Source organism: Endozoicomonas sp. G2_2 (assembly GCF_017744135.1).
Classification (GTDB): Bacteria; Pseudomonadota; Gammaproteobacteria; order Nevskiales; family Salinisphaeraceae; genus Salinisphaera.
This window is the reverse complement of record NZ_JAGHQU010000008.1, coordinates 65,182-88,662: the sequence shown is the minus strand read 5'-3', so window position 1 is coordinate 88,662 and position 23,481 is coordinate 65,182. Positions and strand designations below refer to the sequence as shown.

Below are 23,481 nucleotides of genomic sequence, written 5' to 3'. Positions count from 1 at the left end.
GTCAGATCAGGCGGCGTCGCGGCGTTCGTCAGCGGCGGCGTCGAATTGAAGCACGCCGTCCTCGATCGGCTGCTCGACAAGCATGTCGCGGTCGCGGCTGTAGTGGTTGAGGACCCGCCACGGCAGCTTGTCGCCCTGACGCGGCAGCCGGTGGCTCGCGCGCTGGACATAGTTGGAGTTCAACGCGTCCATGATCGAACTGTCCTGCGCCTGCGCGTCGACCGCGCGCGGCGTCGCGCTGCGATAACCCTCCGCCGCCATATGCTGGAGCAGGCGACAGACATAGGTCGCGGCGATATCGGCCTTGAGCGTCCACGATGCGTTGGTATAACCGAAGATCGCGGCCAGATTGGGCACGTTCTCGAGCAGCACGCCCTTGTAGGTCATGTGCTGGTTGGGCGCCTGGACCTCGCCGTCCTTCACCAGCTCGATATCGCCCAGCATCTGCATGTTCAGCCCGGTGGCGGAGATCACGATATCGGCCTCGAGCGTTTCGCCCGATTTCAGCTGAATGCCGTTTTCGGTGAACGTCTCGATATGATCGGTGACGATATCGGCCTTGTCCGAGCGCAACGTCTTGAACAGGTCGCCGTTGGGCACGACGCACAGCCGCTCGTCCCAGGGGTTGTAGGACGGCGTGAAATGGCGCATGTCGACGTCGTTGCCGACCTGGCGGCGCACGCTCGCCAGCAGCAGCCGGCGCACCAGCTTCGGGTACTTGCGCGCGGCGACATAGATCAGCCGCTGGATATGAATATTGCGCTTGCGCGCCATGCCGAAGACCCAGCGATCGGGCAGCCAGCGCTGCAGGGTCTTGGAGATCTGATCCACCGCGGGTAGCGAGGCGATATAGGACGGCGAACGCTGCAGCATGGTGATATGCGCGGTCTCTTCGGCCATCGCCGGGACCAGCGTGATCGCCGTCGCGCCACTGCCGATCACCACCACTTTCTTGTTGCGGTAATCGAGATCCTCCGGCCACTGCTGGGGATGGATGAGCTGCCCCTTGAAACGATCCGCGCCGGGAAAGTCCGGCATGTGGCCGGCATCGTAGCGGTAGTAGCCGGTACACAGCACCAGATAGCGCGCGCGCCAGCTGCGGGTTTGTCCGCTGGCTTCGTCCTCGACGGTCAGCGTCCAGCACGCCTCGTCGCTGGACCAGGCCGCACGCGTGGTCTTCTGGCCGTAGTGGATCTGGTCCGCGATGCCGTATTCCTGCGCGGTGTCGACCAGATATTCGCGGATCGACGCGCCATCGGACAGCGTCTTCGGCTCCTGCCAGGGCCTGAACCGGTAGCCGAAGGTGAACATGTCCGAATCCGAACGGATGCCCGGGTACCGGAACAGATCCCAGGTGCCGCCGATCGCGGCGCGGCGCTCCAGAATGGCGAACGACTGCTCCGGGCACGTCTCGCGCAGGTGACAGGCCATGCCGATGCCGGAGATACCGGCGCCGACAATCAGCACGTCCAGAACTTCGGATGCATTCGAGGCTTGCGGCATGACGACTGATCTTCTCATTGAGCGATGAGAAGATTATGGACGCTCAGGCCGGCTCGGCCAAATACGCACCGCACGCACCGAGCGACCGCGGGCTTCCAAAACCCTCGCGGGACGCTCGCCAGACCGATGAGCGAGCGGCGAGACATCGGTGAACGCGGGGCACGCCATCCCTGGATTGACGGCGCTATCGAAAATACCGGCGTGCCGAGCGCCCACCTGTTCGCGGCGTCGCGAACAGGCGGATCCGTCGAGCCGGAGGCGCCAGTCGCCGTCGCGGGCGCCTAGCCGGAACGGCGCTTGGCGGGCTGCTTGCGTCGGGTCGCGCGTGTCTTTTCCGGCTTGGCGTTGGCGCTGTCGCCATACGCGGCCCGAAGCTCGTCGAGCGTCTCGCCGGCGTAGACAGCCAATCGCTGCATAGACGGCAGCGTTTCCCGGCAGCCGATGAAGCCGAAGCCAAGCGTATCGCCATAGCCGTGCACGGTAATGTTGAGCGCCTGCCCGTGGGTGACCAGCGAGGTGGGGTAGAAGGCTTCCATCTCCGCGCCCATCAGGTAGAGCGGCCCGGGCGGGCCCGGCACGTTGGACACGGTCACGTTGAACACCGGCCGCGTACGCCCGCCCATGCCGGTGACCAGCGACAGGATGTAAGGCGCCATGAGTGCGACGGTGTACTGCGTGATCGATGCCGCCGACAGCCGCGCCAGCTCGCGCTTGGCACGCAGGGTCGAATCCGCGATGGTGTGCAAACGCTCGGTGGTCGACTCGATGTCGGTACCGAGATTGGCGACGATGAAGGTGATGGCGTTGCCGGCTTCCTGATCGTCTGCCGGGCGTACCGAAACCGGAATACCGGCCGTGAGCGGCCGCTTGGGCAGCTCGCCGATCTCGCGCAGGTAACGGCGAAGCGCCCCGCCGCAGATCGCAAGCACGATATCGTTGATCGTCACGTGGGCGTTCGCCGCCAGCGCCTTGAATTCGCTCAGCGAGTAGAGCTGGGTGGCATAGCGCCGCTGCGACTGGATCCGGCTGTTGAGCACCGACGACGACGACGAGAACGGCAGGCCCGCCGTACCGGTGGACGAACGCGCGCTCTTGAGCATGCTGCGCACGATACGCGCGAAGCCCGGCAGCGAGCCCACCTGCTCGGCCGCGCCGCCCATAAGCTCCGCGACCGCGCGATAGAGCCCCGGGCGGACTTCGCTCGGCGCGCGTTTGCGGCGTTTTTTCGGCTGCACGGCCCAGAACGGTGGCCGGTCCATGTCGCTGGCGTCATCGGTCAGCGCGCGCGCGAGCTGGCGCATGCCGGCGATGCCGTCGATCAACGAATGATGCAGCTTGATATAGATCGCGAACCGGTTGCCTTCCAGCCCCTCGATGAGATGCGCCTCCCAAGGCGGGTGGCGAAAATCCAGTGGATGACTGTGCAGGCGCGAGGCCAGTTCGCCGAGTTCGCGCTCGCCGCCGGGATACGGCAGCGCCGAGTGACGGAAGTGATACTCGACGTCGATCTCGTCGAGCAGCTCCCATTCCGGGGCGACGTTACGCAGTCGGCCTGCGCGCAGCCGATGATTCCAGGGCGAGTAGGCCTTGGCGAAGCTGTGATAGTGCTCGACGATTCGTCGCGGCAGATCCTTCGGCGCGTCATCGGGCATCCTGAACGTCAGCAGGCCGCCCACCTGCATGGGCGCGTTTTCCGTTTCGACGTTCAGCCAGGCCGTATCGACCAGATTGAGGCGCTTGGTCTCCATCGACGTCATCTCCTGTTCGCACATACGAGCGCCGTATACACCGGCGCGATCATCACCACCGGCATGGGCACCACGTCAGTTTACGCCGCCTGCCGGTTTTGAAACTTGTTCTTTTTACGTATGGACAACGACGCGGTTTGGGGTATTGCTCGCACGCCGCGCTGACCACCGACCGCCGCAAATCACTCTGCGCCTTTTTACCGCGTCACGCACGCATGGGTACACAGGCACTACACGGGACAGGGTCGCTACGACGAAGCAGGGGTGGAACAGCGCGCGGGACACGCACCGCAGCGCAGGCAGAGCAAGCCGATGCGCAAACGAATAACACGGCAGACGCCCGGCGGCCACGCGCCGGGCGCAGGCGACCTGTCAGCCGATGGCTGCCACGATGAACAACGCCACCGTGCAGGCGGCCGCACCGCCCCATACGAGGCTGCGCAGCGTCGCGCGGTCGCTGATATAGCACCAGCCGTAGACCAGCCGCAGCAGGATGAACAGCACCGCGAAGAAGTTGATGGCGCCGATCGAGCCGCCGGAGATAACGGCGATGATCACGCCCGCCGCGAACGGCGGAAACGCCTCAAAGGAGTTGAGCTGGGCCCAGTAGGCGCGCTGCTGTGCGCCTTCGGTCTGTTCGAGCCAGCGGCGCGGATGCCGGTTCTGCTCGAAATCCATCTTCTTGTTGCCGGCGAACTTCGCATAGGCCACGAAGCCGATCGGCATGAGCGCGGCGATGAGCACGCACCAGTACGCCAGAATCATTGCCATCTCCTTTTATCCATTGTTATCGAGGAGGTCGTGACCCGATCATACCGACGCGGGCGCCCACGCCGGTAACCGCCCCCCGGGCAATCGAAGGGCCACCCACCCTTGACACGCGGTAAACGCACCGGCGTACAACGCCGGCACGCACGGTCGACGGGTTTTTGTCCTTCACGGCGCGGGCGCGCGGCGGGCATGACTGCGCATGCGCTCGCTCACGGCCCGGACTGAAGCCGGGTGATGCGGCACCGTTACGTGCCGCGCTGATCGATCGGGCGGAAATCGCGCACGTCCGGGCCCACGTATTCCGCGTTCGGACGGATCAGACGGTTATCGGCGCGCTGTTCGAAGATGTGCGCGCCCCAGCCGGTCAGCCGCGAGATCACGAAGATCGGCGTGAACAGCTTCGTGGGAATGCCGAGGAAGTGATAGGCGGTTGCATGATAGAAGTCGGCATTCGGGAACATGCCCTTCTCGTCCTGCATGACCTGTTCGAGCCGCTCGGAGATCGCGTACAGGTTCTGCTTGTACGGGTCGTCGCCGGCGAGCTTCTTCGACCATTCCTTGATGATGCCGTTGCGCGGATCGGCCTTCTTGTAGACCCGGTGGCCGAAGCCCATGATCTTTTCCTTATTGGCCAGCATCTTCTTCAGGCCGGCCTCGGCATCATCGGGATCCTTGAAAGTCTGGATCAGCTCCATGGCCTTTTCGTTCGCGCCGCCGTGCAGCGGGCCCCGCAGCGCGCCAATCGCGCCGACCGTGGCCGAGTAGAAATCACTCAGGGTGGCTGTGACCACGCGGGCGGTGAACGTGGAAGCGTTGAACTCGTGCTCCGCGTAGAGAATCAGCGAGGTCGACATGCACTTGATCGCGTCCTCGCTCGGCTTCTCGCCGTGCAGCAGATGCAGGAAATGGCCGCCGATCTTGTCGTCGTCGGTGTCCACCTCGATGCGCTTGCCGGATTCCACGAAGTGGTACCAGTACATCAGCATCGACGGAAAGCTGGCGAGCAGACGGTCGGCGACGTCGTGCTGCTGCTTGGCGGGATCGTTTTCCTGCTCGATGGTGCCGAGCACGGAGGCACCGGTACGCATGACGTCCATCGGGTGGGTGTCGCGCGGCAGCACTTCGAGCGCCGTCTTCACGCCATCGGGCAGGGTGCGCATGCCGGCCAGACGCTTCTTGTAGTCGTCCAGCTGGCTCTGCGTCGGCAGTTCGCCGTAGAGCATGAGATAGGCGACTTCCTCGAACTCGGCCTTGGCGGCGAGATCCTCGATCAGATAGCCGCGATAGGTCAGGCCGACGCCCTGCTTGCCCACCGTGCAAATGGCGGTCTTGCCGGCGGTGACGCCCGCCAGGCCGGCCGTGTTTTCAGTCTTGCTCATGCCCTGCTCCTCGGATATTGCTGCAAACCAGCGTGCTGTGTCGTATCAGGCCTGGATGTCGACCACCGTGCGACCGGTGTTCTCACCCGCCATGATCTTCTCGCACACGCCGTGAACGTCGGCCAAGCCTACGGTTTCTGTCGCGATCGTGTCCAGATGTGCCGGCTTCTGGTCGCCCGAGAGCGAACCCCAGATCTGTTCGCGCCAGGCATTCGGGCATTCCACCGAATGGATGCCCAGCAGCGACACGCCGCGCAGGATGAACGGCATCACCGTCGTGGCCAGCTTGGGCCCACCGGCCAGGCCGATCGCGGCGACATTGCCGTAGGGCTGCACCTGGGCAACGATGTTGGCCAGCAGATCGCCGCCCACCGCGTCGATCGCGCCGGCGTAGACCGGCTTGCCCAAGGGCTTGCCTTCGATATCGAGCGCGTCGGGCGTGATCACGTCCGACGCACCGAGCGTCTTGAGGAAGTCTCCTTCGGCATCCGCCTTGCGGGATACCGCGACCACCTCGTAGCCGGCCCGGGCGAGGATGTCGATCGCGAACATGCCCACGCCGCCGGTCGCGCCGGTGACCAGCACCGGGCCATCCTCGGGCTTCTGGAAGTTGTCGGTCATGCGCTTGACCGCCATGCCGGCGGTGAAGCCGGCCGTGCCCAGCGCCATGGTCTGCCAGAGCGTGAGCCCCGCGGGCTTCTTGACCACGCACTCCGCCGGGATACGCACGTATTCGGCCAGGCCACCGTCGCGCGTTTCACTCATGAACCAGCCGGTCACGACGACTTCGTCGCCCGGCGAGAAGCGATCGTCCTCGCTGGACTCGACCACCCCGGCCACGTCGATGCCGGCGTTGAGCGGGCGCTTGCGCGCAATCTTGCCCTTGCCGGTGATCGCGAGTGCATCCTTGAAGTTCAACGAGGAGTAGTGCGACTTGATCACGACGTTGCCGTCGCTGAGCTCGCCTATCTCCATATCGGTGATGTCGGCGCTGGTGCCGTTGTCGGTATCGACGATGCGCAGTGCTTTCATATCCGGCTCTTGATGGACTGATGTCAGGCCGCGTTTGTATCACATTGAACAAATGTTCGCCGTTGCTTGAGGCCTCGGGTGCTCGGGCGTAGGCTTGCCGGGGTTCAATTTTTCGAAGAGAAGATTTCATGAGCGACAACGTTTACAAATCCGTGGAACTGACCGGCTCCTCCGAAACGAGCCAGGAAGATGCCGTGCGCAAGGCGATCGCCGAGGCCTCCAAGTCGATCGCGAACATGCGCTGGTTTCAGGTCACCGGCGTTCGCGGCCATATCGAGAACAACGAGATCGCCCATTGGCAGGTTTCGGTGAAGGTCGGCTTCACTCTCGAAGACAAGGCGGGATGAACCTCGTCCCGGCGCAGGCGGGCGTCGCGCTGCACGATATCCGACCGTGAGCGACGCCCCGAGCGGCTGGCAGGGGCGGCTCGACCGGCGCGATCTCGTCAAGGCGAACGCGCCGGCCGATCCGCTTGCCCTGTTCGCCGACTGGTATGCGTCTGCCCAGCACGCGGACATGATCGAGCCCACGGCGATGACGCTGGCCACCGTCGATGCAAGCGGCCGGCCATCGGCCCGTATCGTCCTGCTCAAGGGTGTCGATGCCCAGGGCTTTCGCTTTTACACGAATTACCGCAGCCGCAAGGGCGAGGCGCTGGCCGCCAATCCGCATGCGGCACTGGTCTTCTGGTGGGAATCGCTGGAACGCCAGGTTCGTGTCGAAGGCAGCGTGCACCCGCTGGCAGCCGAAGTGTCCGACGCCTATTTCGCGCGGCGCTCGCGCGGTAGCCGTATCGGCGCGCATGCCTCGCCGCAAAGCCACGTGATCGCCGATCGCGAGGCGCTCGAACAGCGTGTGGAAGAAGCCGAGGCACGTTTTGCCGCGCAGGATGTCGAACGTCCAGCGCACTGGGGTGGTTATGCGCTGGTGCCGGACATGATCGAGTTCTGGCAGGCCCGCCGCAGCCGCCTGCACGACCGTCTGCGCTATCAGCGCAGCGGCGACGGCTGGCAGATCGATCGCCTGGCGCCCTGATACACCATCCCGGCCGCCGCAGCGGCCGCGAATTCGGTACAGTCTGCAGTCGCACCGACGCCCTGCGCCCCGGTATGACCGCTTCGGATGGAACCTACGTTATGACCCTTCGCCCGCGCCCGGCTTTCTGTTCGCTACCTGCCGTCATCGCGGCGTTCGCACTCTGGCTGTGTGCTGGTGCCGTCCAAGCTGCCATGTACGACATGCCGGCCGAAGGCTCGGATGTCGTCGGCAAGCTGCAGCATATCGAAACCTCGGAAGAGGACACGTTCGTCAAGCTCGCGCGCCGCTACAACGTCGGCTATCGCGAACTGCGTCTGGCCAACCCCGACGTCGATCCCTGGCTGCCGGGTGAAGGTACGCCGGTGGTGATTCCCACCCGTTACGTGCTGCCGGACGTCGCACGCAAGGGTATCGTGATCAACATTCCCGAGATGCGGCTGTACTACTACCCGCCGGAAAACAGCGAGTATGCCGGCAAGGTGGTGACCTATCCGCTGGGCATCGGCCGCGAGGGCTGGTCGACGCCGCTGGCCAAGACATCGATCGTGCGCAAGAAGGCCGATCCGACCTGGACGCCGCCAGCCTCGATCCGTGCCGAACACGAAAAGGCGGGCGACCCGCTGCCGGCGGTCGTGCCCGCCGGGCCCGACAACCCGCTCGGCCAGCACGCACTCTATCTGGGGCTGCCGTCCTATCTGCTGCATGGCACGAACAAGCCCGCCGGCATCGGCCTCAAGGTGTCGCACGGCTGCATCCGCCTGTACCCGGAGGACATCGCCTCGCTGTTCGCGCTGGTGCCCACCGGCACGCCGGTCAATATCATCAGCCAGCCCTACAAGATCGGCTGGGAAGGCAACACGCTCTATATCGAATCGCACCCGCCGGACGCCAACGGCGATGCGCCGGTACGCTCGTTCACGCCCTGGGTGGAAAAACTCATTTCCGCGACCGCATCGCACCCGGACGCGCCGGTGGACTGGGATCGCGCGCAGTCGGTAGTGGAGAACACCGACGGCATGCCCGAACCGATCGGTGTCCAGATCAACAACGACTAGCGCCGCAGCCGATCATCCACCACGAAACCGGCAGACATAAAAAAGCCCCGCTCGAAGGCGGGGCTTTTTCGTCGTGGCGTTCGACACGCCACGTCGCGGCGCTTACTTGCGCTGCGAGCTCTCGAACATGCGCTCGATGCGCTGCGAGTTCGCCTGGCTGGCGGACTTGGCTTCCTGCGCGGTCTGCATCGCGCGGTTGGCCGTACGCTGCGCTTCGTTGGCGGTCGTCTGGGCGGACTCGGCCTTGCGCATGGCCTGGTCGACATTCGACTGCATGGCATCGTTGTTACCGGCACAACCGGCAGCTGCGGCCACAACACCCACAACGAACGCGGATTTCAGCAGCGTCTTGGTCATAATGAGACTCCTGTCTTTCTTGCATATTAACGCCGGGCGCCCGCCCGACAAGGCGTACACAAGCTATCACAGCCATGCGGTTTTGTAGATTACGCCTGTTTACCGGCCGTTCAGCTTCGACTTGTGGCCGGCCTGTCGATCGCGCGAGCATGCGCGCCCTGAAGCGTTTTGCACCCTGAACTCATGACCGAAACCACCATTGTCTTCGAAGAGCTGACCAGCACGAACGGCAAGCGTGTCGGCCGGGCCACCATCGACAACCCGACGGCGCTCAATGCCCTGACGCTCGATATGCTCGAGCCGCTGCACAAGCAGCTCACGGCTTGGGACGCCGATGCCGAGATCGCGGCGATCGTGATCGATGCCACCGGCGACCGCGCCTTCTGTGCGGGCGGCAATATCGTCGCGCTGTACAAGGGCATGACCGGGCAGGGCGATCCCGACTATCCCGATCGGTTCTTCACCCTCGAATACCGCCTCTGCCATGCCATCCACATGCTGGCCACGCCCTGTGTCGCCTGGGGTCACGGCCTGGTGATGGGCGGCGGCATGGGGGTGTTTTCCGCGGCATCGCACCGCGTGGTCACCGGCGCATCGACGCTTTCGATGCCCGAGATCCGGATCGGCCTGTTCCCCGACTGCGGCGCCACCTGGTTCTTCAACCGACTGCCCGCACGCCTGGGCCTGTTCGTCGCGCTCGGCGGCGCGCGTCTCGGCGCGCAGGACGCGCTTGTGTCCGGGCTGGCGGACCGCGCCATCGACCACGCCGCGAAGGCCGAGGTCATCGATGCACTGACCCGCATCACCGACTGGAGCCAGCCCCACGCCGCGGTCGATCGCGTGCTGCGCCAGAGCGCCAAGGACCACCCGGCCGAACTCGGCGCATCCAAGCTGCTCGAGCACGCCATGACCATTCGCGAGGCCACCGATGCCGCCACGCTGTCCGGCATCGTCGGCGGTATTCGCAAGCTCGGCGACGCCGGCGATCCCTGGCTGGTGGAAGCGGCGACCAATCTCGACGGCGGCTGCCCGGTGACCGCTCACCTGATCTACCGTCAATTGCGCCACGGACGCTATCTGTCACTCAAGCAGGCAGTGATGCGCGAACTCAAGATGGCACTGCAGTGCACGCGCCACCCGGATTTCGCCGAAGGCGTACGTGCGCTACTGGTGGACAAGGACAAGACACCACACTGGCATTTCGAATCCGTCTCGGCGGTGCCCACAGACTATGTCGACACCCATTTTCGCGCCCCGTGGGACGGCGACCACCCACTACGCGACCTGCCGGACGTCAAGCCCTGAACGCGAACGCTCCGTGCTAAACGCGCTCGGTTATCGCTAGGCGGACGATTTCCTCTCTATCCGCAGGTTACGCAGCTCGCCGAAGCTCAGTTGTTGTCCGATGCGTCGTATTGCGGCGCACGGGAACTACACCAATTCGTTAGACACCATCTACTTTCTATGGCTTTCAAGCAACACTTGTTTCATCGAAGCCATTGCTGCACACATAGTCACCATTGCCGCGACTAACTCGTGGTTCGCAAATTTAGCGACATCTTCTGACAGGGACTGAGGTTTGCCCCCGTTCTGTATTACGTAATTAACAAAGTCTGAAACTCTATCTTCTAGACCCTTCGAGCTTAGATTGTGCGCTAAGTCGTTACGGAGCTTATTTAGTTTTTTCGCAGCGACCCAAACCCACGGCATACCTTGGCTAAACGGGGTAAGCCCCTCCACTAAACATATGAGCTGATGGCATTGGAAGGACGTTCCATTAGGGCCATTTACTGCCTCTGGGAAACTCAGCTGAAACTGGAATATTTCGCGAAGCCAGTCTTCTATGAGCAAATGGCCCTTTAGTATTTGAAGATCCCGCTCGCCGTCTGCCGGAAAATGGTCGAGAAGCTTCGAGAGATCAGCTTTCGCGACTTCATCGTCCTCTAGGTTCATAGACTGCCTGACTATGGATAAGTCGCTCTAAGCTACGACTACGAAGCTAATACCTGCGGGCGTAATCACGACGAACAGCTGAGCACCAGTCCGCGCGCCCAGTCGGGCGGCAGTTTGGCGTAATCGGCGTTCTCGGGCTGCTCGTCGAAAGGCCGGCGCAGGATCGCGTGCAACCGCTCGATTTCGCTGTAGTCGCCTTCGTCGGCGCGGTCGATCGCGTGCTGAGCCAGATAGTTGCGCAGGATGTACTTGGGGTTGGTCAGACGCATGCGCTCGGCACGGGCGACATCGTCGGCGCCGGTGTTGCCGAGCCGCTCGCGCCAGCGCACTAGCCAGGCCGAAGCAGCGTCGCGATCGGCAAACTCATCGACGAAAGGCGCATCGCGAGCCTCGGGATCGGCCGATACGTGGCCGAGCGCGCGAAACGCGCGGGTGAAATCGGCGCCATCGGCGGCCATGGTCTTGAGCAGGCCGTCCACCAGCTCGCGATCTTCATCGCGTGCGTCCGGCAGGCCGAGTTTGGCGCGCATGCGCTGCATGTAGGCGGCGTCGAACACGCCGCGATAACGCTCCAGCAGTTTCTGGCCGATCTCCACCGCGGTATCGGGGTCGCCCGAAAGCAGCGGCAGGATGGCCTGCACGAAACGGCCGAGATTCCAGAGCCCGACATGCGGCTGCTGCTCGTAGCTGTAGCGCCCGCCGGCGTCGGTGTGATTGCAGATCCAGCGCGGGTCGAAACTGTCCATGAAGCCGTACGGGCCGTAGTCCAGGGTCAGCCCGAGCACCGACATGTTGTCGGTATTCATCACCCCGTGGCAGAAACCGACGGCCTGCCAGTCGGCGATGAGCGCAGCCGTGAGATCGATCACCCGCTCGACCCAGACGCGATAGCGCTCGGCCGCGTCGTCGATCGCCGCGATCTGCGGGAAATGCTCCTCGATCACGTGATCGGCCAGCGGCGCGAGCGCATCGAAGTTGCGGTTCTCGAACAGGATTTCAAAGCTGCCGAAACGCACCAGGCTGGGCGCGACGCGGGTCATGACCGCCGCATGTTCGACCGTCTCGCGATAGACCGGCGCGTCGCTGCCGACAATGGCCAGCGCGCGCGTGGTGGGAATGCCAAGCGCGGCCAGCGCTTCGCTGGCCAGATACTCGCGCACGGTCGAGCGCAGTACGGCGCGACCGTCGGCAAAGCGCGAGAACGGCGTCTTGCCGGCGCCCTTGAGCTGTATCTCGTAGGCCTGGCCACGGCGATTGCGCACGTCGCCGATCGTGATCGCGCGCCCGTCGCCCAGTTGCCCGGCCCAGACACCGAACTGGTGACCACCATAGCGATGCGCGACCGGCTCGCAGCCGCCCGGCAGGGCATTGCCGGACAGCGCCTCGGCATAGCCGGCGGCGCGTATGGCGTCTGCATCCAGATCGAGCAGGGCGGCCACATCGTCGTTGAAGGCAATCGGATAGGGCGCCGGCAGCGTGGTCGGCGCCTGGGCAAAAAACCATGGCTCGCCCAGCGCGGCCTGGCGGTTGATCCAGTTCAGCGCGAGGGCGCTCGCGGGCTGATCGGCGGTTGCTGCGTCGCTCATGCGTTCAACAATGGCGACGCGAACGCGCTCAGACAAGCGCGCCGCGCAAACGCGATATTAGCGGCCGTCGGCGGGCTGGCAATAGGTCGCATCCGGATCGCCGCTGCCATCGCGGATCGCCACCTCGCGCGACCCGTCACGGGCACGGCATTCCGCCTGGCGACGCTGGGTTTCGGCGCGCAGGCGCTCCTGTTCCTGCTCGTAGGTCTTGCGCGCGTTCTGCAGGCGCTCGATATCGGTGGACAGCGTGGTGTCCTCGCGATTGCTTGCGCCATCGGGGCGACGCGGCTCGCCGACCGCTTCGAAGGCATCGACCGGCTCGTCCAGCGGCCCCGGTTCGACGCGCTCGGGCTCGCTGGCGCAACCGGCCAGCAGGACACAGACGAAAACGGCGCTCCACAGCAGACCGCGCAGACTCGGATAGGACATGTCGTTCCCCCCAACGGCTTGAACCCCGAGTCTAGACCAAAAGACCGGCGCGCGGGGCGTCATTCGCCTGTCATGACGGCAGGTTACAAGGCAGGTTTGCTCCGAAGGCCTGTGCCCATGTTCGCTTCCGATGCCCGCCTGCTGTTGCGCCTGTGGTTGCGCGCGCCCCGCCGGATCGCCACCGCGGCGCCGAGCGGGCGTGCCGTGTGCAATGCGCTGATCGACGATGCCACGAACACGCGCGCCCGCGACGGCTGGGTGATCGAACTGGGCGCCGGCACCGGCCCCGTCACCCGGCAGCTGCTAGCACGCGGCGTCGGCGCCTCCCGCCTACTCGCGGTGGAGGCCAACCCGGCCCTGCATGCGCGGTTGTGCGAGCGCTTCGAGCCGCGGGTTCTAGCCTGCCACGACGCCACCGATCTGCCCACGCTGTTCGATCAGCGCGGCATCGACCGCGTAGCCGCCGTGGTTTCCACCCTGCCGATACTCAACATGCCGATCGCGGCCCAGCGGGCGATCCTCGACGGCTGTTTCGAGCGCGCCGGCACCGCGGCCAGTTTCACCCAGATCACCTACCTGCCGGGCTCGCCGGTACGCCAGCACCGACTCGCGGAATGGGGCTATCGCGCCGACGTCGCACGCTTTGTATGGTCCAACCTGCCGCCATCGACCATCTGGCGCTATCGCCGCGCCTGACCACCCGGACCCTGCAGGAACGCGGTAGCATGCGTGCCTTGCTTGCACGCATCTTTACCCCATGCAGAGTCTTCATGTTTCCCGGGTCTTCGAGGCCGATGCGGCCACGGTTTTCGACGTCATCTCCGACCACGCCGGCTATGCCAGCCTGCCCGGCGTGCGTCGCGCCTGGCTGCGCCGGACCGGCGACGCGCATCGCGACGGCGTGAACGCGGAGCGCGTGCTGGATCTGGGCCTGGCCCGGATCGTCGAGCGCATCACCGAGTACGAGCCCGGCAACGTGCTGGGGTATCGCATCATCGAATCGCCGCTGCCGATCGAACATGCCGGCGCGCGCCTGACCTTCGAACCGCTGCCCGGCCCGACCCCGCGCACCCGCGTGCACTGGCGTTCGCAGCTGCGCGCGAGCACGCCGCTGGTACAGGCGCCCGTGGCGTTCGCCATCGCGCGCCAGATGGCCTTCGCCTACGGTGTGGCGCTACGTATCTGGGCCCGCCGTCTGCGCTAGCGCGGCGGCGATCACGGCCGATCCTGCGGCGCGCGCTCGCGCAGGGCGTCGCGGATCTCGGTCAGCAGTGTCTCTTCCTTCGAGGGCGCCGGCGGCGCGCTCGGTGCTTCGGCTTCCTTGCGTTTGAGCGAGTTGATGGCCCGCACCACGAGGAAAATCGCGAACGCGATGATGACGAAGCTGATGATCGTCTGGATGAACACGCCGTAGTTGATCGTCACCGCCGGTGTCTCGCCCACGGCTTCGCGCAGCGTCAGGGTGAGATTGGAAAAATCCACGCCGCCGATCAGGATGCCCAGCGGCGGCGTGATGACGTCCGCCACGAGCGACGACACGATCTTGCCGAACGCCGAACCGATAACCAGACCCACGGCCAGATCGACGACGTTGCCGCGCACGGCGAACGCCTTGAATTCGCTGAAAAACCCCATGATCTACCCCCGATGAGAACAACACCCGGGTCAATCATAGCCTGCAGAAAAGCGAATCGGTAGCGCGCCTGCCCCGGGCTCAGTCCCAGCCGATCGATTCGTAGCCCTGCTCAGCCAGACAGCGGTTCACATAGGCGCGGTATACCGGCGCCGGGTCGTTACGATCGAACAGGCCGCGGATAAGCCCGGCGGTGGCGCCGCCGGCGGCGCCGGCCACCGCGCCACGCGCCGCGCTGCCGTAGATCGCACCCGCCACCGCGCCGCCGGCGCCGCCGACCGCACCGCTTTCGGCGGTGCGCCGGGCGACATTGCCCTTGGAATAATCCAGCCCGGCCGCCTCGGCGCGCTGCATGCAGCCTTCGATCGCGCGATCCCCGGCAACGTCGCCGCGCTGCTGCAGGGTCGAGTTCGGATACAGCACCGGCCGCTGGCTGGCACAGCCGACCAGCAACAGCGCGCCCAGGCCGGCGCCGATCAGGGGAGAGACAGTACGGGCCATGGCAATGCTCCTGGCGTCAGCCGCCGTAGGTCTGGCGCAGATAGCGCACGATATCCGACGATTCATACATCGCGGTGCCGGTGTTGGGGTCGATCAGGTAGGGCACCTGCATGCGCCCGGTAAGCTCGATCATGCGCTTGCGGTTGCGGCCTTGCACCGGCGTGTCGGGAAAGAACTTCGTCCGAACCCAGGGCGGGCCCATATCCGCCTTGACCGCCTTGCCCATGTTGCGCAGCACATAGGCCAGTTCGAGCTCGCACAGCGCTTCGCGCGCGATCCGCGAGAAGGGGCTGGATTCGAAGCTGTAGAGTTCGAGCAGTTCGCTCGGGCCGCTCCCGTTGGCGCCGCGTGCGCTCAAGCCGGCAAAACCGCGCAGCGCGGTGGCCGCATTGGCGCCGACCTGAGCCAGCGGGCCCGGCGATGCGGCGTTGCGATTACGCCCTTCGCCGTAGTTTTCGCGCAGATAGGCGATGATCTCCGACGACTCGTAGAGCGTGCGGCCCGTGTTGTCGTCGACGAGCAGCGGGAACTGCTGGCGGCCGCCGATACGCTCGGCTTCGGGGCGCCAGCGCGTGCCGCCGCGCGGACAGGGATGAATCACCGCGTCGAGATCGAGCTCGGTCAGCGTTTCACGCACCAGCCGACAGAACGGGCAGCCTTCGTATTCGTAGAGTTTGAGCATCTTTTCCGGTTGGCGGGACTCGCGGGCCGCCTGGGTGCCGCGCCAGCCCCGGGCGGTGCTGGCCAGCGTGGATGTGAGTGCATTGACGATCTGCATCGCGCATCTCGGTTTGGAAAACTGTGATTTTACGCATCTCGCCGACACGCACCTGAACGACGCACTTGTCGTGGTGGCCGGCGCTGACCAGAATCCGCCCCCGAACGCGCGAAATAGCTAGCACGAATCGGGCCGCATACCCTGTTTCAGCCGGTCCCGGCCCGTCGCCGCCGACCCGGCTGGCGGCTGCAGCGTTGCGCCGGTGGTTGACGGGCCGGCCGCGACGCGCCGAGCCGGGCCAGCGCGATAAAATAAGGCACGCAATGAACAAGCACGACTTCGATTACGATCTGCCGGCGGACTCGATCGCCCAGCAGCCGCTGGCACGGCGCAGCGCCTCGCGCCTGCTCACGCTGGGCCGCGACGATGGCCACCTGATCGACGGCGCGATCACCGATCTGCCGGATCGGCTCGCCGAAGGCGACCTGCTGGTGTTCAACGATACCCGCGTGCTCGCCGCGCGCCTGTTCGGCCACAAGCACAGCGGCGGCGCGGTCGAGGTCATGCTCGAGCGCATTCTCGACTCGCAGCGCATCTCGGCCAAGATCCGGGCGAACAAGCCGCCGAAACCGGGCGTCGGGATCGTCATCGGCGACACCACGCTCGAGGTCGCGGCCCGCGAGGGCGAGCTCTACACCCTCGCGCACGTCGCGGGCGACAGCATCGCGACGATGATCGAAGCCCACGGCCACGTGCCGCTGCCGCCGTATATCCGGCGCGAAGACACCGCCGGCGACCGGGCCCGCTACCAGACCGTCTGGGCGCGCCACGACGGCGCAGTCGCGGCCCCGACCGCCGGCCTGCATTTCGACGACGCACTGCTCGCCGCGCTCGCCGACAAGGGCGTGGACTTCGGCTATGTCACCCTGCACGTGGGCTCCGGCACCTACCAGCGCCTGCGCGAAGGCGACCTGGCCGATCAGCGCCTGCATGCCGAGCGGGTGCACGTCGACGACCGGCTATGCGCCCAGGTCGCGGCCGCCCGTGCCCGTGGCGGGCGCGTGGTCGCGGTCGGCACCACGGTGGTGCGCAGCCTCGAAAGCGCGGCGCGCCAGCCGCAGGCCGAGGGCCGTCTGCAACCGTTCGCGGGCGAGACGGCCCTGTTCATCAAGCCGGGCGACCCTTTCCACGTGGTCGATGCCATGCTCACCAACTTCCACGAGCCGCAATCGAGCCTGCTCATGCTGGTCTCGGCGTTTGCCAGCCGCGAAGCCGTGCTCAACGCCTATGAGCACGCCAAGACCGGCGGCTATCGCTTTCTGAGCTACGGTGACGCGATGTTCATCGGCTGACCCGGCCCAGGCCCACGCGCCGCACGAAGGCCTCGATAACGCTGTACAGGCCGAACGCCATCACGCCCAGACCGAGGATGCCGAGCAGGATCCGGCCATAGGCGCGCTCCTGCACCCAGATCATCACGCCCTCGATACCGCGCGCCTCGGAGGCATCCAGGGTGAGCGCCGCATAGATCACGAACGCCGCGATGCCCATGAACAGCAGCCCGCGGGCGGTAAGCCCGAAGCGGCTGATCGGATCGATCCAGCGCATCGCCCAGGCCGGCGCCTCGAACCAGCGCCGGAAACCGCCGGTCGCGCCCTTGTGGATATGGGCCACGCCCGCGCCCCCGACGATCAGACCGCCGGCCACCACCAGCCAGGGCCCGAACGGCCAGTCGAGGGTGCGCTCGACCGCGCGCTGCACCGGCTTGCCGCCGTTGCCGGCCAGGCGCATGGCGATCTGCATGCAACCGTAGGCCAGCGAAGCGTGCATCACCGAGCTGACCAGCAGCCCGATGCGCACCGCGAGCCCGCCCGGTTTCCAGCCGTGCTCGTCGACATCCAGCGTGGTCTGCACCAGGCGCCAGAGGCTGTAGGTGAGCAGGCCGGCGGCCAGCCCGAACAGCGCGATCTGGCCGCCGGCCTGGGTGCTGATCTCCTGCATGGCGCCGCGCACGTCGCGCGCTTCCTCGAATTCCATGGCGGCGTTGATCGCCAGCGCGCCCACGGTCAGATAGACCAGACCGCGCGCGCCGTAGCCCACGCGTGCGACCCAGCGCACCGTCGTGCGGGTGTAACTCATGACGGGTTCTCTCGGTATACTCGCCGCAAGCTTAAACTGCCTTGCCCCGCTTATGGCGCCCCTGCCGTTCTGGCAACTGCTGCTCGGTCTGATCTGTGTTCTCGTTGTCGGCCACGTGCTGTCCTGGTGGGCCTGGCGGGCGCTGGCGTTTTCCGGGCCCTGGGTGGGCCGCGGCATCACCGGCATGGCTCACCGCCGCAAGGCGCTGGCCTGGCTGCAGCGTCGCGCCCCCGCGACCACCCGCTTCATGGGCGCCCGGCTGACCGTGGAACGTTTCTCCGGGCTGCCGCTCACGCTGATCGCCGGCCTGGCGGTCTATCTCGTCTTTCTCGGCGCGGGCCTGCTCGAGGATCTGTTCGAAGGCGAAGAGCTCGTGCAGTTCGATCAGCACGTCAACAACGCGCTCGGTGTGCTGCGCGAGCCGACGTTTCTGAAGCTCATCGCCGGCATCACGTCGCTGGCGAACCTCGAAACGCTGATCGCGATCACCATCGTCGCCACCGGCTTTCTGTGGGCCCACCGGCGCTTTGCCTACATACCGGGCCTGCTGCTCACGGTGATCGGCTCGCAGACACTGACCTATATCGGCAAGTACGCCATCGCCCGCGACCGGCCCGACTTCCTCACCTTTGCCAGCGCCAGCACGCCGTCGTTTCCGAGCGGCCACGCGACCGGCGCGATCGCGGTCTACGGCTTCATCATCTACGCGATCGCGCGCGACATCCCGGGCGTGCGCCGGCGCTTCGAGCTGGCCTACTGGGGATGCGCGCTGATCGCCGCCATCGCGGCCAGCCGCGCGATCCTGTCGGTGCATTTCGCCAGCGATATCGCCGCCGGCCTGCTGGTCGGCGGGTTCTGGCTTCTCTCGGGTTTTGCGCTTACCGAGTACCTGCGCCAGCGGGCCGACATGCCCGGTCGATGACCCCTTCGTGGTAGATTGCGGGCGGTAACGAAAAATACCGACTCAGCATCACGAGGGGATGACGATGACTGCCAAACTATCACTCGGCTTTGCTGCCGGCGCGCTCGGCGGGCTGGCCACCGCGCTCACGATCTGGCTGTTCGGCCTGCTCGGCATCACCCCCGCGCTGGGCGTGAGCATCGCGCCGTCGATCGGGCCGAGCTTTCTTTACGGGCCGATCATCTGGGGCGGCATCTGGGGCTGGATTTTTTTGACCCCGCTCGCAGCCGGCCTGCCGCTGTTCGCGCGCGGCCTGCTGCTCAGCCTCGGCCCGTCGCTGGTGCAGTGCTTTGTCGTATTCCCGTTCAAGCTCGACGCGGGCGTGCTCGGGCTTGCCGTGGGCACCCTGACCCCGCTGTTCGTGCTGGTATTCAACGCGGTCTGGGGCCTGGTCACGGCCGCCACGCTGCGCGCCCAGGGCGGCACCGCACTGCCGGGCAACCGCTTCTAGCGTTTTCTCCGCCCGCCGTCCCCGCTGCGCGATCGCGCACCGGGGACGCTTTCACTGGCCGGCGTGTTCGGCTTCGTCGCGCTCGAACTGTTCCTCGAGTTCCTGGGCGGCTTCCATCACCAGCTTGGCGTAGCGGGTCTCGTCGTCCGCGGCTTCGTAGTGTTCGAAAAGCCGCTTTTCGTCGTGGCTGCGGAACAGCCGCTTCGCGCGGTCGACCTCGTCGGACTTGAAGCCCAGCATCTTCAGCGCGTCGCCAGCTAATTCCAGGCTGGAAAGAAACGTTTCGCGCTGGAGCACAGTGATGCCCAGATCCATCAGCTCGTAGGCATGCTTGCGATTGCGCGCGCGGGCGATGATCTTGAGATGGGGAAAATGCTCGCGCACCGTGCGTGCGGTACGTAACGAGGCCTCGCGATTGCCGATAGCGAGCACGAACAGACGCGCCTCCTCGGCCCTGGCGGCACGCAGCAGGTCCAGCCGCGAGGCATCCCCGTAGTAGACCTTGTTGCCGTACTTGCGTACGAAATCGACCTGGTCGGCGTTGATCTCGAGTGCCGTGAAGCCGACGTGCTTGGCCCGCAGCAGACGGGCCACGATCTGGCCCACGCGGCCGAAGCCGGCGATGACCACCGGATGCTCCGAGCCGTCGGGCGTATCGAAGGTCGGCTCGCTCTTCGGGGTGCGCCAGGCGTTGTACCAGGCGACGAGCTTCACGAACAGCGGCGTGACGACCATCGACAGCGTCACGGTTGCGACCAGCAGATCGGCCTCGGCCTGCACGAACAGACCACCCGCGACCGCGGTCGACAGGATCACGAAGGCGAACTCGCCGCCCTGCGGCAGAAACGCCGCCAGACCGCGCGATGCGCTCCAGCTCAGCCCCTGGCGGCGGCCGAGCACGAACAGGATGGCGGCCTTCACGCCGATCAGGCCGAAGGTGAGTCCGAGCAGGAACAACGGCTGGGCCGCGATCAAACCGAGATTGATCGACATGCCCACGGCGATAAAGAACAGCCCGATCAGCAGATCCTTGAACGGCTCGATATTGGCCTCGAGCTCGTGCCGGTATTCGGAATCGGCGAGCAGCACGCCGGCAACGAACGCGCCGAGCGCGACCGAGACGCCGGTGGCCTCCATGATCACCGCGGTGCCGACCACGATCAGCAGCGTCATGGCGGTGAAGATTTCGGGCATGCGGGTCGCGGCGACCAGCCGGAAGATCGGGCGCAGCAGGTAATGGCCGCCGACGACCATGGCCGCCATCACGGCCGCGATCTTGCTGGTTTCCCAGAGCGCGCCGAGAAAGCTCACCGACTCGCTGCCCGACGACAGCAGCGGCAGCAAGGCAAGGATGGGAATCACCGCGAGATCCTGAAACAGCAGGATGGCAAAGGCCGCGCGGCCATGCTTGGCGGTAAGTTCGCCGCGCTCGGCCAGCAGCTGCAGCGCGAATGCCGTCGACGACAGTGCAAGCGCCAGACCGGCCACGACAGCGGGCGCGAGCGGCAACTCGAGAAACAGCGACGCCGCGAGCGCGAGTGCGCCGGCCGACAACGCGACCTGCATGCCGCCCAGGCCGATGATGGCCTTGCGCAGCGCCCACAGGCGTTTCGGCTGCATTTCCAGGCCGATGATGAACAGCAGCAACACTACGCCGAACTCGGCGATGTGCAGGACTTCATCGACTTCGCTGATCAGCCCCAGACACCAGGGGCCGATGATCACGCCGGCGGACAGATAGCCCAGCACCGAGCCCAGCCCCAGTCGCTGGGCAATCGGCACGGCGATGACCGCCGCGGCCAGGAAAATCGCGATTTCTTCGAGTAACGGCTCCACACTCCACTCCCTTGCGACATGGCCCGTGATCGGACTTGTCAGGCATGATTCTAGCCGAGTACCCGGCGCCGAGGAGGCCCAATGTCCGCCCCGAAAATTCATCATCTGAACTGCGCCAGCATGCATCCGCTGGCCGGCTTTACGCTCGAACACCGCGGCCAGGCGCAAGATTACGCCGGGCTCGTGTGCCACTGCCTGCTGATCGAGACCGATGCCGGGCTGGTGCTGGTGGATACCGGCCTCGGCAGCGCCGACGTGGCCCAGGGCTGCCCGCGCCTGGGCGCCATGTTCAGCCATGTCGTGCGCCCCGCGTTGCGGGCCGAGGAGACGGCACGTCACCAGATCGAAGCGCTCGGCTTCTCGCCTGACGATGTGCGCCATATCGTGCTCACCCATCTCGACGTCGATCATGCCGGGGGCATCGGCGACTTCCCGAATGCGCGCGTGCACGTGCTGGCCGCCGAACACGCCGCTGCCAAGGCGCGCCGCCACGTCAAGGAACGCGACCGCTATCGCCCGGCCCAGTGGCAGGGTCACGATGACTGGCAGCTTTACGACGCCACGGGCGAGGCCTGGCACGGCTTCGACGCGGTACGCGCGGTGATCGACAACGATCCGGACATCCTGCTCGTGCCGGTCACCGGCCATACGCGGGGCCATGCCGCGGTTGCGGTACGCCACAATCAGGGCTGGCTGCTGCACGCCGGCGATGCCTATTTCCATCGCGACGAAATGGCCGCGAAGCCCTGTTGCCCCTTCGGCCTGCGCCTGTTTCAGGCCGCCGTTGGCGTGGACAACACGGACCGGCGCCGCAACCAGGCGCGGCTGCGCGAACTGGCGGTCGGCCATGCCGACGTGAATGTTTTCTGCAGCCACGATCCGGTCGAGTTCGCCCGCGCGAGCGGCCAAGCCCATCGCTGACGCCGGCGTGGACATGTCCCGACCCGATCAAGGCGGCTCAACACGAACGACAGACTTCGCCAACAAGAAGAACGACATGACCCGATACCGACCGTCAGACATTTGCGCGATCTTGGGGGACACGCCGTGACCGACACGCCGTTTTCGAACGAAAGCGACAGCCAGGGCCCGCGCGCCGGCACCATGGCCCGCCAGCAGGCGATCTATACGGGCGGCATGTCCGGCCAGAAGCCGGCCGTGCCCGTCGACTATGCCGCGCTCGAGGCCGCGGCCGAGCAGCGCATGTCGCGGGAAGCGTTCGCCTATATCGCCGGCGGCGCGGGCCGCGAGTCGACCATGAGCGCCAACCGGCGCGCCTTCGAGCGCTGGCGGATCGTGCCGCGCATGCTGCGCAACGTGGACCGTCGCGACACGGCCATCGACCTGTTCGGCCGGCGTCTGAACCAGCCCTTCGTGCTGTGCCCCATCGGCGTGCTGGAGATGGCGCACGGCGAGGCCGACATGGCGGTGGCCCGCGCGGCGGCCGCCCGCGGCGTGCCGATGCTGTTCTCGAACCAAGCCAGCCGACCCATGGAAGACTGTGCCGCCGCGATGGACGCGGTCACGCCCGGCGCGCCCCGCTGGTTCCAGCTGTACTGGTCGAAATCCGATGCGCTCGTCGAGTCGCTGGTATCGCGCGCCGAGGCCTGCGGCTGCGAAGCGCTAGTGGTCACGCTCGACACCACGCTGCTCGGCTGGCGTTCGCGCGATCTGGACATGGCGCACCTGCCGTTTCTGCTCGGCCAGGGCATCGCCCAGTACACCTCGGATCCGGTTTTTCGCGAAAGTCTCGCCGGCACCGAGGATAGCGGTCCGCGCCCGAAGATCACCACACGCACGCTACGCAACGTGCTTGCCGCCGCCCGGCATTATCCCGGTTCGAGCCTACGCGCGTTGACCAGCGGCGAGGCGCTGGCGGCGGTGCGTCAGTTCATCGCCACCTATTCGCGGCCGAACATCACCTGGGCCGATCTGGCCTGGCTGCGCGAACGCACGCGCCTGCCGATCGTGCTCAAGGGCGTGCTCGACGGCGCCGACGCGAAGCTGGCGGTGGAACACGGCGTGGACGGGCTGATCGTGTCCAACCACGGCGGGCGCCAGGTCGACGGCGCGCGCGCCAGTCTCGATGCCTTGCCCGAGATCAAGGCCGCCGCCCCCGATCTGCCGGTGATTCTGGACTCCGGCATCCGCGGCGGCGCCGATGTGTTCAAGGCGCTGGCGCTGGGCGCGACGGCGGTGGGGCTGGGCCGGCCCTATGCCTACGGGCTGGCACTGGCCGGCGAAACGGGCGTCGGCGAAGTGCTGGACAATCTCGCCGCCGATTTCGAGCTGACCATGGCCCTGGCCGGCTGTGCCGATATCGCGGCGATCCGGGCCGGCGAGACGCGCCTGGTGCGCGACGAGACCATCGCCGGCTGAGGCCGGGTCTCG

General features: G+C 66.1%; 25 protein-coding genes. 11 read left to right on the top strand and 14 right to left on the bottom strand.

The window, feature by feature from the left end:
• Positions 1-6: 6 nt before the first annotated feature.
• From J7355_RS11170 to J7355_RS11150, 5 genes are all read right to left on the bottom strand, one after another.
• Positions 7-1,521 carry an NAD(P)/FAD-dependent oxidoreductase gene (locus J7355_RS11170; RefSeq protein ID WP_247739929.1) on the bottom strand — a complete coding sequence of 505 codons (1,515 nt, stop codon included), beginning with the start codon at positions 1,519-1,521 and terminating at the stop codon, positions 7-9.
• 263 nt (positions 1,522-1,784) lie between these two features.
• Positions 1,785-3,251, bottom strand: a complete 1,467-nt coding sequence (locus J7355_RS11165) for a wax ester/triacylglycerol synthase family O-acyltransferase (RefSeq protein ID WP_209062687.1) — start codon at positions 3,249-3,251, stop codon at positions 1,785-1,787.
• Between the two features lie 372 nt (positions 3,252-3,623).
• The gene (locus tag J7355_RS11160) at positions 3,624-4,022 is read right to left on the bottom strand and encodes an MAPEG family protein (RefSeq protein WP_247739928.1); all 399 of its coding nucleotides are present in this window, start codon (positions 4,020-4,022) and stop codon (positions 3,624-3,626) included.
• 245 nt (positions 4,023-4,267) lie between these two features.
• Positions 4,268-5,401: a 2-methylcitrate synthase gene (prpC, locus tag J7355_RS11155; protein ID WP_209062685.1), complete on the bottom strand. Its 1,134-nt coding sequence runs from the start codon at positions 5,399-5,401 to the stop codon at positions 4,268-4,270.
• Between the two features lie 45 nt (positions 5,402-5,446).
• On the bottom strand, positions 5,447-6,433 hold the full coding sequence (locus J7355_RS11150) for a YhdH/YhfP family quinone oxidoreductase (protein WP_209062684.1): 987 nt from the start codon (positions 6,431-6,433) through the stop codon (positions 5,447-5,449).
• Positions 6,434-6,561: 128 nt separating this feature from the next.
• On the opposite strand from J7355_RS11150, the gene J7355_RS11145 reads away from it, so the two are divergent.
• From J7355_RS11145 to J7355_RS11135, 3 genes are all read left to right on the top strand, one after another.
• The gene (locus J7355_RS11145) at positions 6,562-6,780 is read left to right on the top strand and encodes a dodecin (RefSeq protein ID WP_209062681.1); all 219 of its coding nucleotides are present in this window, start codon (positions 6,562-6,564) and stop codon (positions 6,778-6,780) included.
• Between the two features lie 46 nt (positions 6,781-6,826).
• Positions 6,827-7,468 (top strand): pyridoxamine 5'-phosphate oxidase, encoded by a 642-nt coding sequence (gene pdxH / locus J7355_RS11140; RefSeq protein WP_209062680.1) that lies wholly within the window; start codon positions 6,827-6,829, stop codon positions 7,466-7,468.
• A gap of 101 nt (positions 7,469-7,569) precedes the next feature.
• Positions 7,570-8,526: a L,D-transpeptidase family protein gene (locus J7355_RS11135; protein ID WP_209062679.1), complete on the top strand. Its 957-nt coding sequence runs from the start codon at positions 7,570-7,572 to the stop codon at positions 8,524-8,526.
• 102 nt (positions 8,527-8,628) lie between these two features.
• On the opposite strand, the gene J7355_RS11130 is transcribed toward J7355_RS11135, so the two are convergent.
• Entirely contained in the window at positions 8,629-8,883 is a 255-nt protein-coding gene (locus J7355_RS11130) for an Lpp/OprI family alanine-zipper lipoprotein (protein WP_209062678.1), read from the bottom strand.
• Positions 8,884-9,066: 183 nt separating this feature from the next.
• On the opposite strand from J7355_RS11130, the gene J7355_RS11125 reads away from it, so the two are divergent.
• Positions 9,067-10,188, top strand: a complete 1,122-nt coding sequence (locus J7355_RS11125; RefSeq protein ID WP_209062677.1) for an enoyl-CoA hydratase/isomerase family protein — start codon at positions 9,067-9,069, stop codon at positions 10,186-10,188.
• 150 nt (positions 10,189-10,338) lie between these two features.
• On the opposite strand, the gene J7355_RS11120 is transcribed toward J7355_RS11125, so the two are convergent.
• From J7355_RS11120 to J7355_RS11110, 3 genes are all read right to left on the bottom strand, one after another.
• Positions 10,339-10,836: a hypothetical protein gene (locus tag J7355_RS11120; protein WP_209062676.1), complete on the bottom strand. Its 498-nt coding sequence runs from the start codon at positions 10,834-10,836 to the stop codon at positions 10,339-10,341.
• 65 nt (positions 10,837-10,901) lie between these two features.
• Positions 10,902-12,422 (bottom strand): protein adenylyltransferase SelO, encoded by a 1,521-nt coding sequence (locus J7355_RS11115; protein WP_209062675.1) that lies wholly within the window; start codon positions 12,420-12,422, stop codon positions 10,902-10,904.
• 57 nt (positions 12,423-12,479) lie between these two features.
• On the bottom strand, positions 12,480-12,851 hold the full coding sequence (locus tag J7355_RS11110; protein ID WP_209062674.1) for a hypothetical protein: 372 nt from the start codon (positions 12,849-12,851) through the stop codon (positions 12,480-12,482).
• A 117-nt stretch (positions 12,852-12,968) separates the two neighbouring features.
• Between J7355_RS11110 and J7355_RS11105 the strand changes: the two genes are divergently transcribed.
• Both J7355_RS11105 and J7355_RS11100 read left to right on the top strand, forming a co-directional pair.
• On the top strand, positions 12,969-13,547 hold the full coding sequence (locus J7355_RS11105) for a hypothetical protein (protein ID WP_209062672.1): 579 nt from the start codon (positions 12,969-12,971) through the stop codon (positions 13,545-13,547).
• A 61-nt stretch (positions 13,548-13,608) separates the two neighbouring features.
• Complete coding sequence (locus J7355_RS11100) at positions 13,609-14,055, top strand: SRPBCC family protein (RefSeq protein ID WP_209062670.1); 447 nt, start codon at positions 13,609-13,611, stop codon at positions 14,053-14,055.
• Between the two features lie 11 nt (positions 14,056-14,066).
• On the opposite strand, the gene mscL is transcribed toward J7355_RS11100, so the two are convergent.
• From mscL to J7355_RS11085, 3 genes are all read right to left on the bottom strand, one after another.
• Positions 14,067-14,486, bottom strand: coding sequence for a large-conductance mechanosensitive channel protein MscL (gene mscL, locus J7355_RS11095; RefSeq protein ID WP_209062668.1), 420 nt, complete (start codon positions 14,484-14,486; stop codon positions 14,067-14,069).
• A gap of 79 nt (positions 14,487-14,565) precedes the next feature.
• Complete coding sequence (locus tag J7355_RS11090; protein ID WP_209062666.1) at positions 14,566-14,985, bottom strand: hypothetical protein; 420 nt, start codon at positions 14,983-14,985, stop codon at positions 14,566-14,568.
• 16 nt (positions 14,986-15,001) lie between these two features.
• On the bottom strand, positions 15,002-15,763 hold the full coding sequence (locus J7355_RS11085) for a glutathione S-transferase N-terminal domain-containing protein (RefSeq protein WP_209062664.1): 762 nt from the start codon (positions 15,761-15,763) through the stop codon (positions 15,002-15,004).
• 263 nt (positions 15,764-16,026) lie between these two features.
• On the opposite strand from J7355_RS11085, the gene queA reads away from it, so the two are divergent.
• Entirely contained in the window at positions 16,027-17,055 is a 1,029-nt protein-coding gene (queA, locus tag J7355_RS11080; protein ID WP_209062663.1) for a tRNA preQ1(34) S-adenosylmethionine ribosyltransferase-isomerase QueA, read from the top strand.
• Here queA and J7355_RS11075 read toward each other — a convergent pair.
• The gene (locus J7355_RS11075; RefSeq protein ID WP_209062661.1) at positions 17,045-17,842 is read right to left on the bottom strand and encodes a DUF1206 domain-containing protein; all 798 of its coding nucleotides are present in this window, start codon (positions 17,840-17,842) and stop codon (positions 17,045-17,047) included. The two genes, queA and J7355_RS11075, sit on opposite strands and share 11 nt — an antisense overlap.
• 52 nt (positions 17,843-17,894) lie before the next feature.
• On the opposite strand from J7355_RS11075, the gene J7355_RS11070 reads away from it, so the two are divergent.
• Both J7355_RS11070 and J7355_RS17730 read left to right on the top strand, forming a co-directional pair.
• Entirely contained in the window at positions 17,895-18,764 is an 870-nt protein-coding gene (locus tag J7355_RS11070; protein WP_209062659.1) for a phosphatase PAP2 family protein, read from the top strand.
• A 64-nt stretch (positions 18,765-18,828) separates the two neighbouring features.
• Entirely contained in the window at positions 18,829-19,254 is a 426-nt protein-coding gene (locus tag J7355_RS17730; protein ID WP_247739927.1) for a hypothetical protein, read from the top strand.
• A 51-nt stretch (positions 19,255-19,305) separates the two neighbouring features.
• Here the strand turns inward: J7355_RS17730 and J7355_RS11065 are convergent, their stop codons facing one another.
• Positions 19,306-21,090: a monovalent cation:proton antiporter-2 (CPA2) family protein gene (locus J7355_RS11065; RefSeq protein WP_348523027.1), complete on the bottom strand. Its 1,785-nt coding sequence runs from the start codon at positions 21,088-21,090 to the stop codon at positions 19,306-19,308.
• Between the two features lie 81 nt (positions 21,091-21,171).
• On the opposite strand from J7355_RS11065, the gene J7355_RS11060 reads away from it, so the two are divergent.
• Complete coding sequence (locus J7355_RS11060; RefSeq protein ID WP_209062657.1) at positions 21,172-22,011, top strand: MBL fold metallo-hydrolase; 840 nt, start codon at positions 21,172-21,174, stop codon at positions 22,009-22,011.
• Positions 22,012-22,137: 126 nt separating this feature from the next.
• Positions 22,138-23,469, top strand: a complete 1,332-nt coding sequence (locus J7355_RS11055; RefSeq protein ID WP_209062655.1) for an alpha-hydroxy-acid oxidizing protein — start codon at positions 22,138-22,140, stop codon at positions 23,467-23,469.
• Positions 23,470-23,481: the final 12 nt, after the last annotated feature.

Coding starts and splice junctions, on each gene's coding strand:
- J7355_RS11170 (WP_247739929.1), bottom strand. CDS start 1,521: ATGAGAAGATCAGTCGTCATGCCGCAAGCCTCGAATGCATCCGAAGTT.
- J7355_RS11165 (WP_209062687.1), bottom strand. CDS start 3,251: ATGGAGACCAAGCGCCTCAATCTGGTCGATACGGCCTGGCTGAACGTC.
- J7355_RS11160 (WP_247739928.1), bottom strand. CDS start 4,022: ATGGCAATGATTCTGGCGTACTGGTGCGTGCTCATCGCCGCGCTCATG.
- prpC (WP_209062685.1), bottom strand. CDS start 5,401: ATGAGCAAGACTGAAAACACGGCCGGCCTGGCGGGCGTCACCGCCGGC.
- J7355_RS11150 (WP_209062684.1), bottom strand. CDS start 6,433: ATGAAAGCACTGCGCATCGTCGATACCGACAACGGCACCAGCGCCGAC.
- J7355_RS11145 (WP_209062681.1), top strand. CDS start 6,562: ATGAGCGACAACGTTTACAAATCCGTGGAACTGACCGGCTCCTCCGAA.
- J7355_RS11135 (WP_209062679.1), top strand. CDS start 7,570: ATGACCCTTCGCCCGCGCCCGGCTTTCTGTTCGCTACCTGCCGTCATC.
- J7355_RS11130 (WP_209062678.1), bottom strand. CDS start 8,883: ATGACCAAGACGCTGCTGAAATCCGCGTTCGTTGTGGGTGTTGTGGCC.
- J7355_RS11125 (WP_209062677.1), top strand. CDS start 9,067: ATGACCGAAACCACCATTGTCTTCGAAGAGCTGACCAGCACGAACGGC.
- J7355_RS11120 (WP_209062676.1), bottom strand. CDS start 10,836: ATGAACCTAGAGGACGATGAAGTCGCGAAAGCTGATCTCTCGAAGCTT.
- J7355_RS11115 (WP_209062675.1), bottom strand. CDS start 12,422: ATGAGCGACGCAGCAACCGCCGATCAGCCCGCGAGCGCCCTCGCGCTG.
- J7355_RS11110 (WP_209062674.1), bottom strand. CDS start 12,851: ATGTCCTATCCGAGTCTGCGCGGTCTGCTGTGGAGCGCCGTTTTCGTC.
- J7355_RS11105 (WP_209062672.1), top strand. CDS start 12,969: ATGTTCGCTTCCGATGCCCGCCTGCTGTTGCGCCTGTGGTTGCGCGCG.
- J7355_RS11100 (WP_209062670.1), top strand. CDS start 13,609: ATGCAGAGTCTTCATGTTTCCCGGGTCTTCGAGGCCGATGCGGCCACG.
- mscL (WP_209062668.1), bottom strand. CDS start 14,486: ATGGGGTTTTTCAGCGAATTCAAGGCGTTCGCCGTGCGCGGCAACGTC.
- J7355_RS11090 (WP_209062666.1), bottom strand. CDS start 14,985: ATGGCCCGTACTGTCTCTCCCCTGATCGGCGCCGGCCTGGGCGCGCTG.
- J7355_RS11085 (WP_209062664.1), bottom strand. CDS start 15,763: ATGCAGATCGTCAATGCACTCACATCCACGCTGGCCAGCACCGCCCGG.
- queA (WP_209062663.1), top strand. CDS start 16,027: ATGAACAAGCACGACTTCGATTACGATCTGCCGGCGGACTCGATCGCC.
- J7355_RS11075 (WP_209062661.1), bottom strand. CDS start 17,842: ATGAGTTACACCCGCACGACGGTGCGCTGGGTCGCACGCGTGGGCTAC.
- J7355_RS11070 (WP_209062659.1), top strand. CDS start 17,895: ATGGCGCCCCTGCCGTTCTGGCAACTGCTGCTCGGTCTGATCTGTGTT.
- J7355_RS17730 (WP_247739927.1), top strand. CDS start 18,829: ATGACTGCCAAACTATCACTCGGCTTTGCTGCCGGCGCGCTCGGCGGG.
- J7355_RS11060 (WP_209062657.1), top strand. CDS start 21,172: ATGTCCGCCCCGAAAATTCATCATCTGAACTGCGCCAGCATGCATCCG.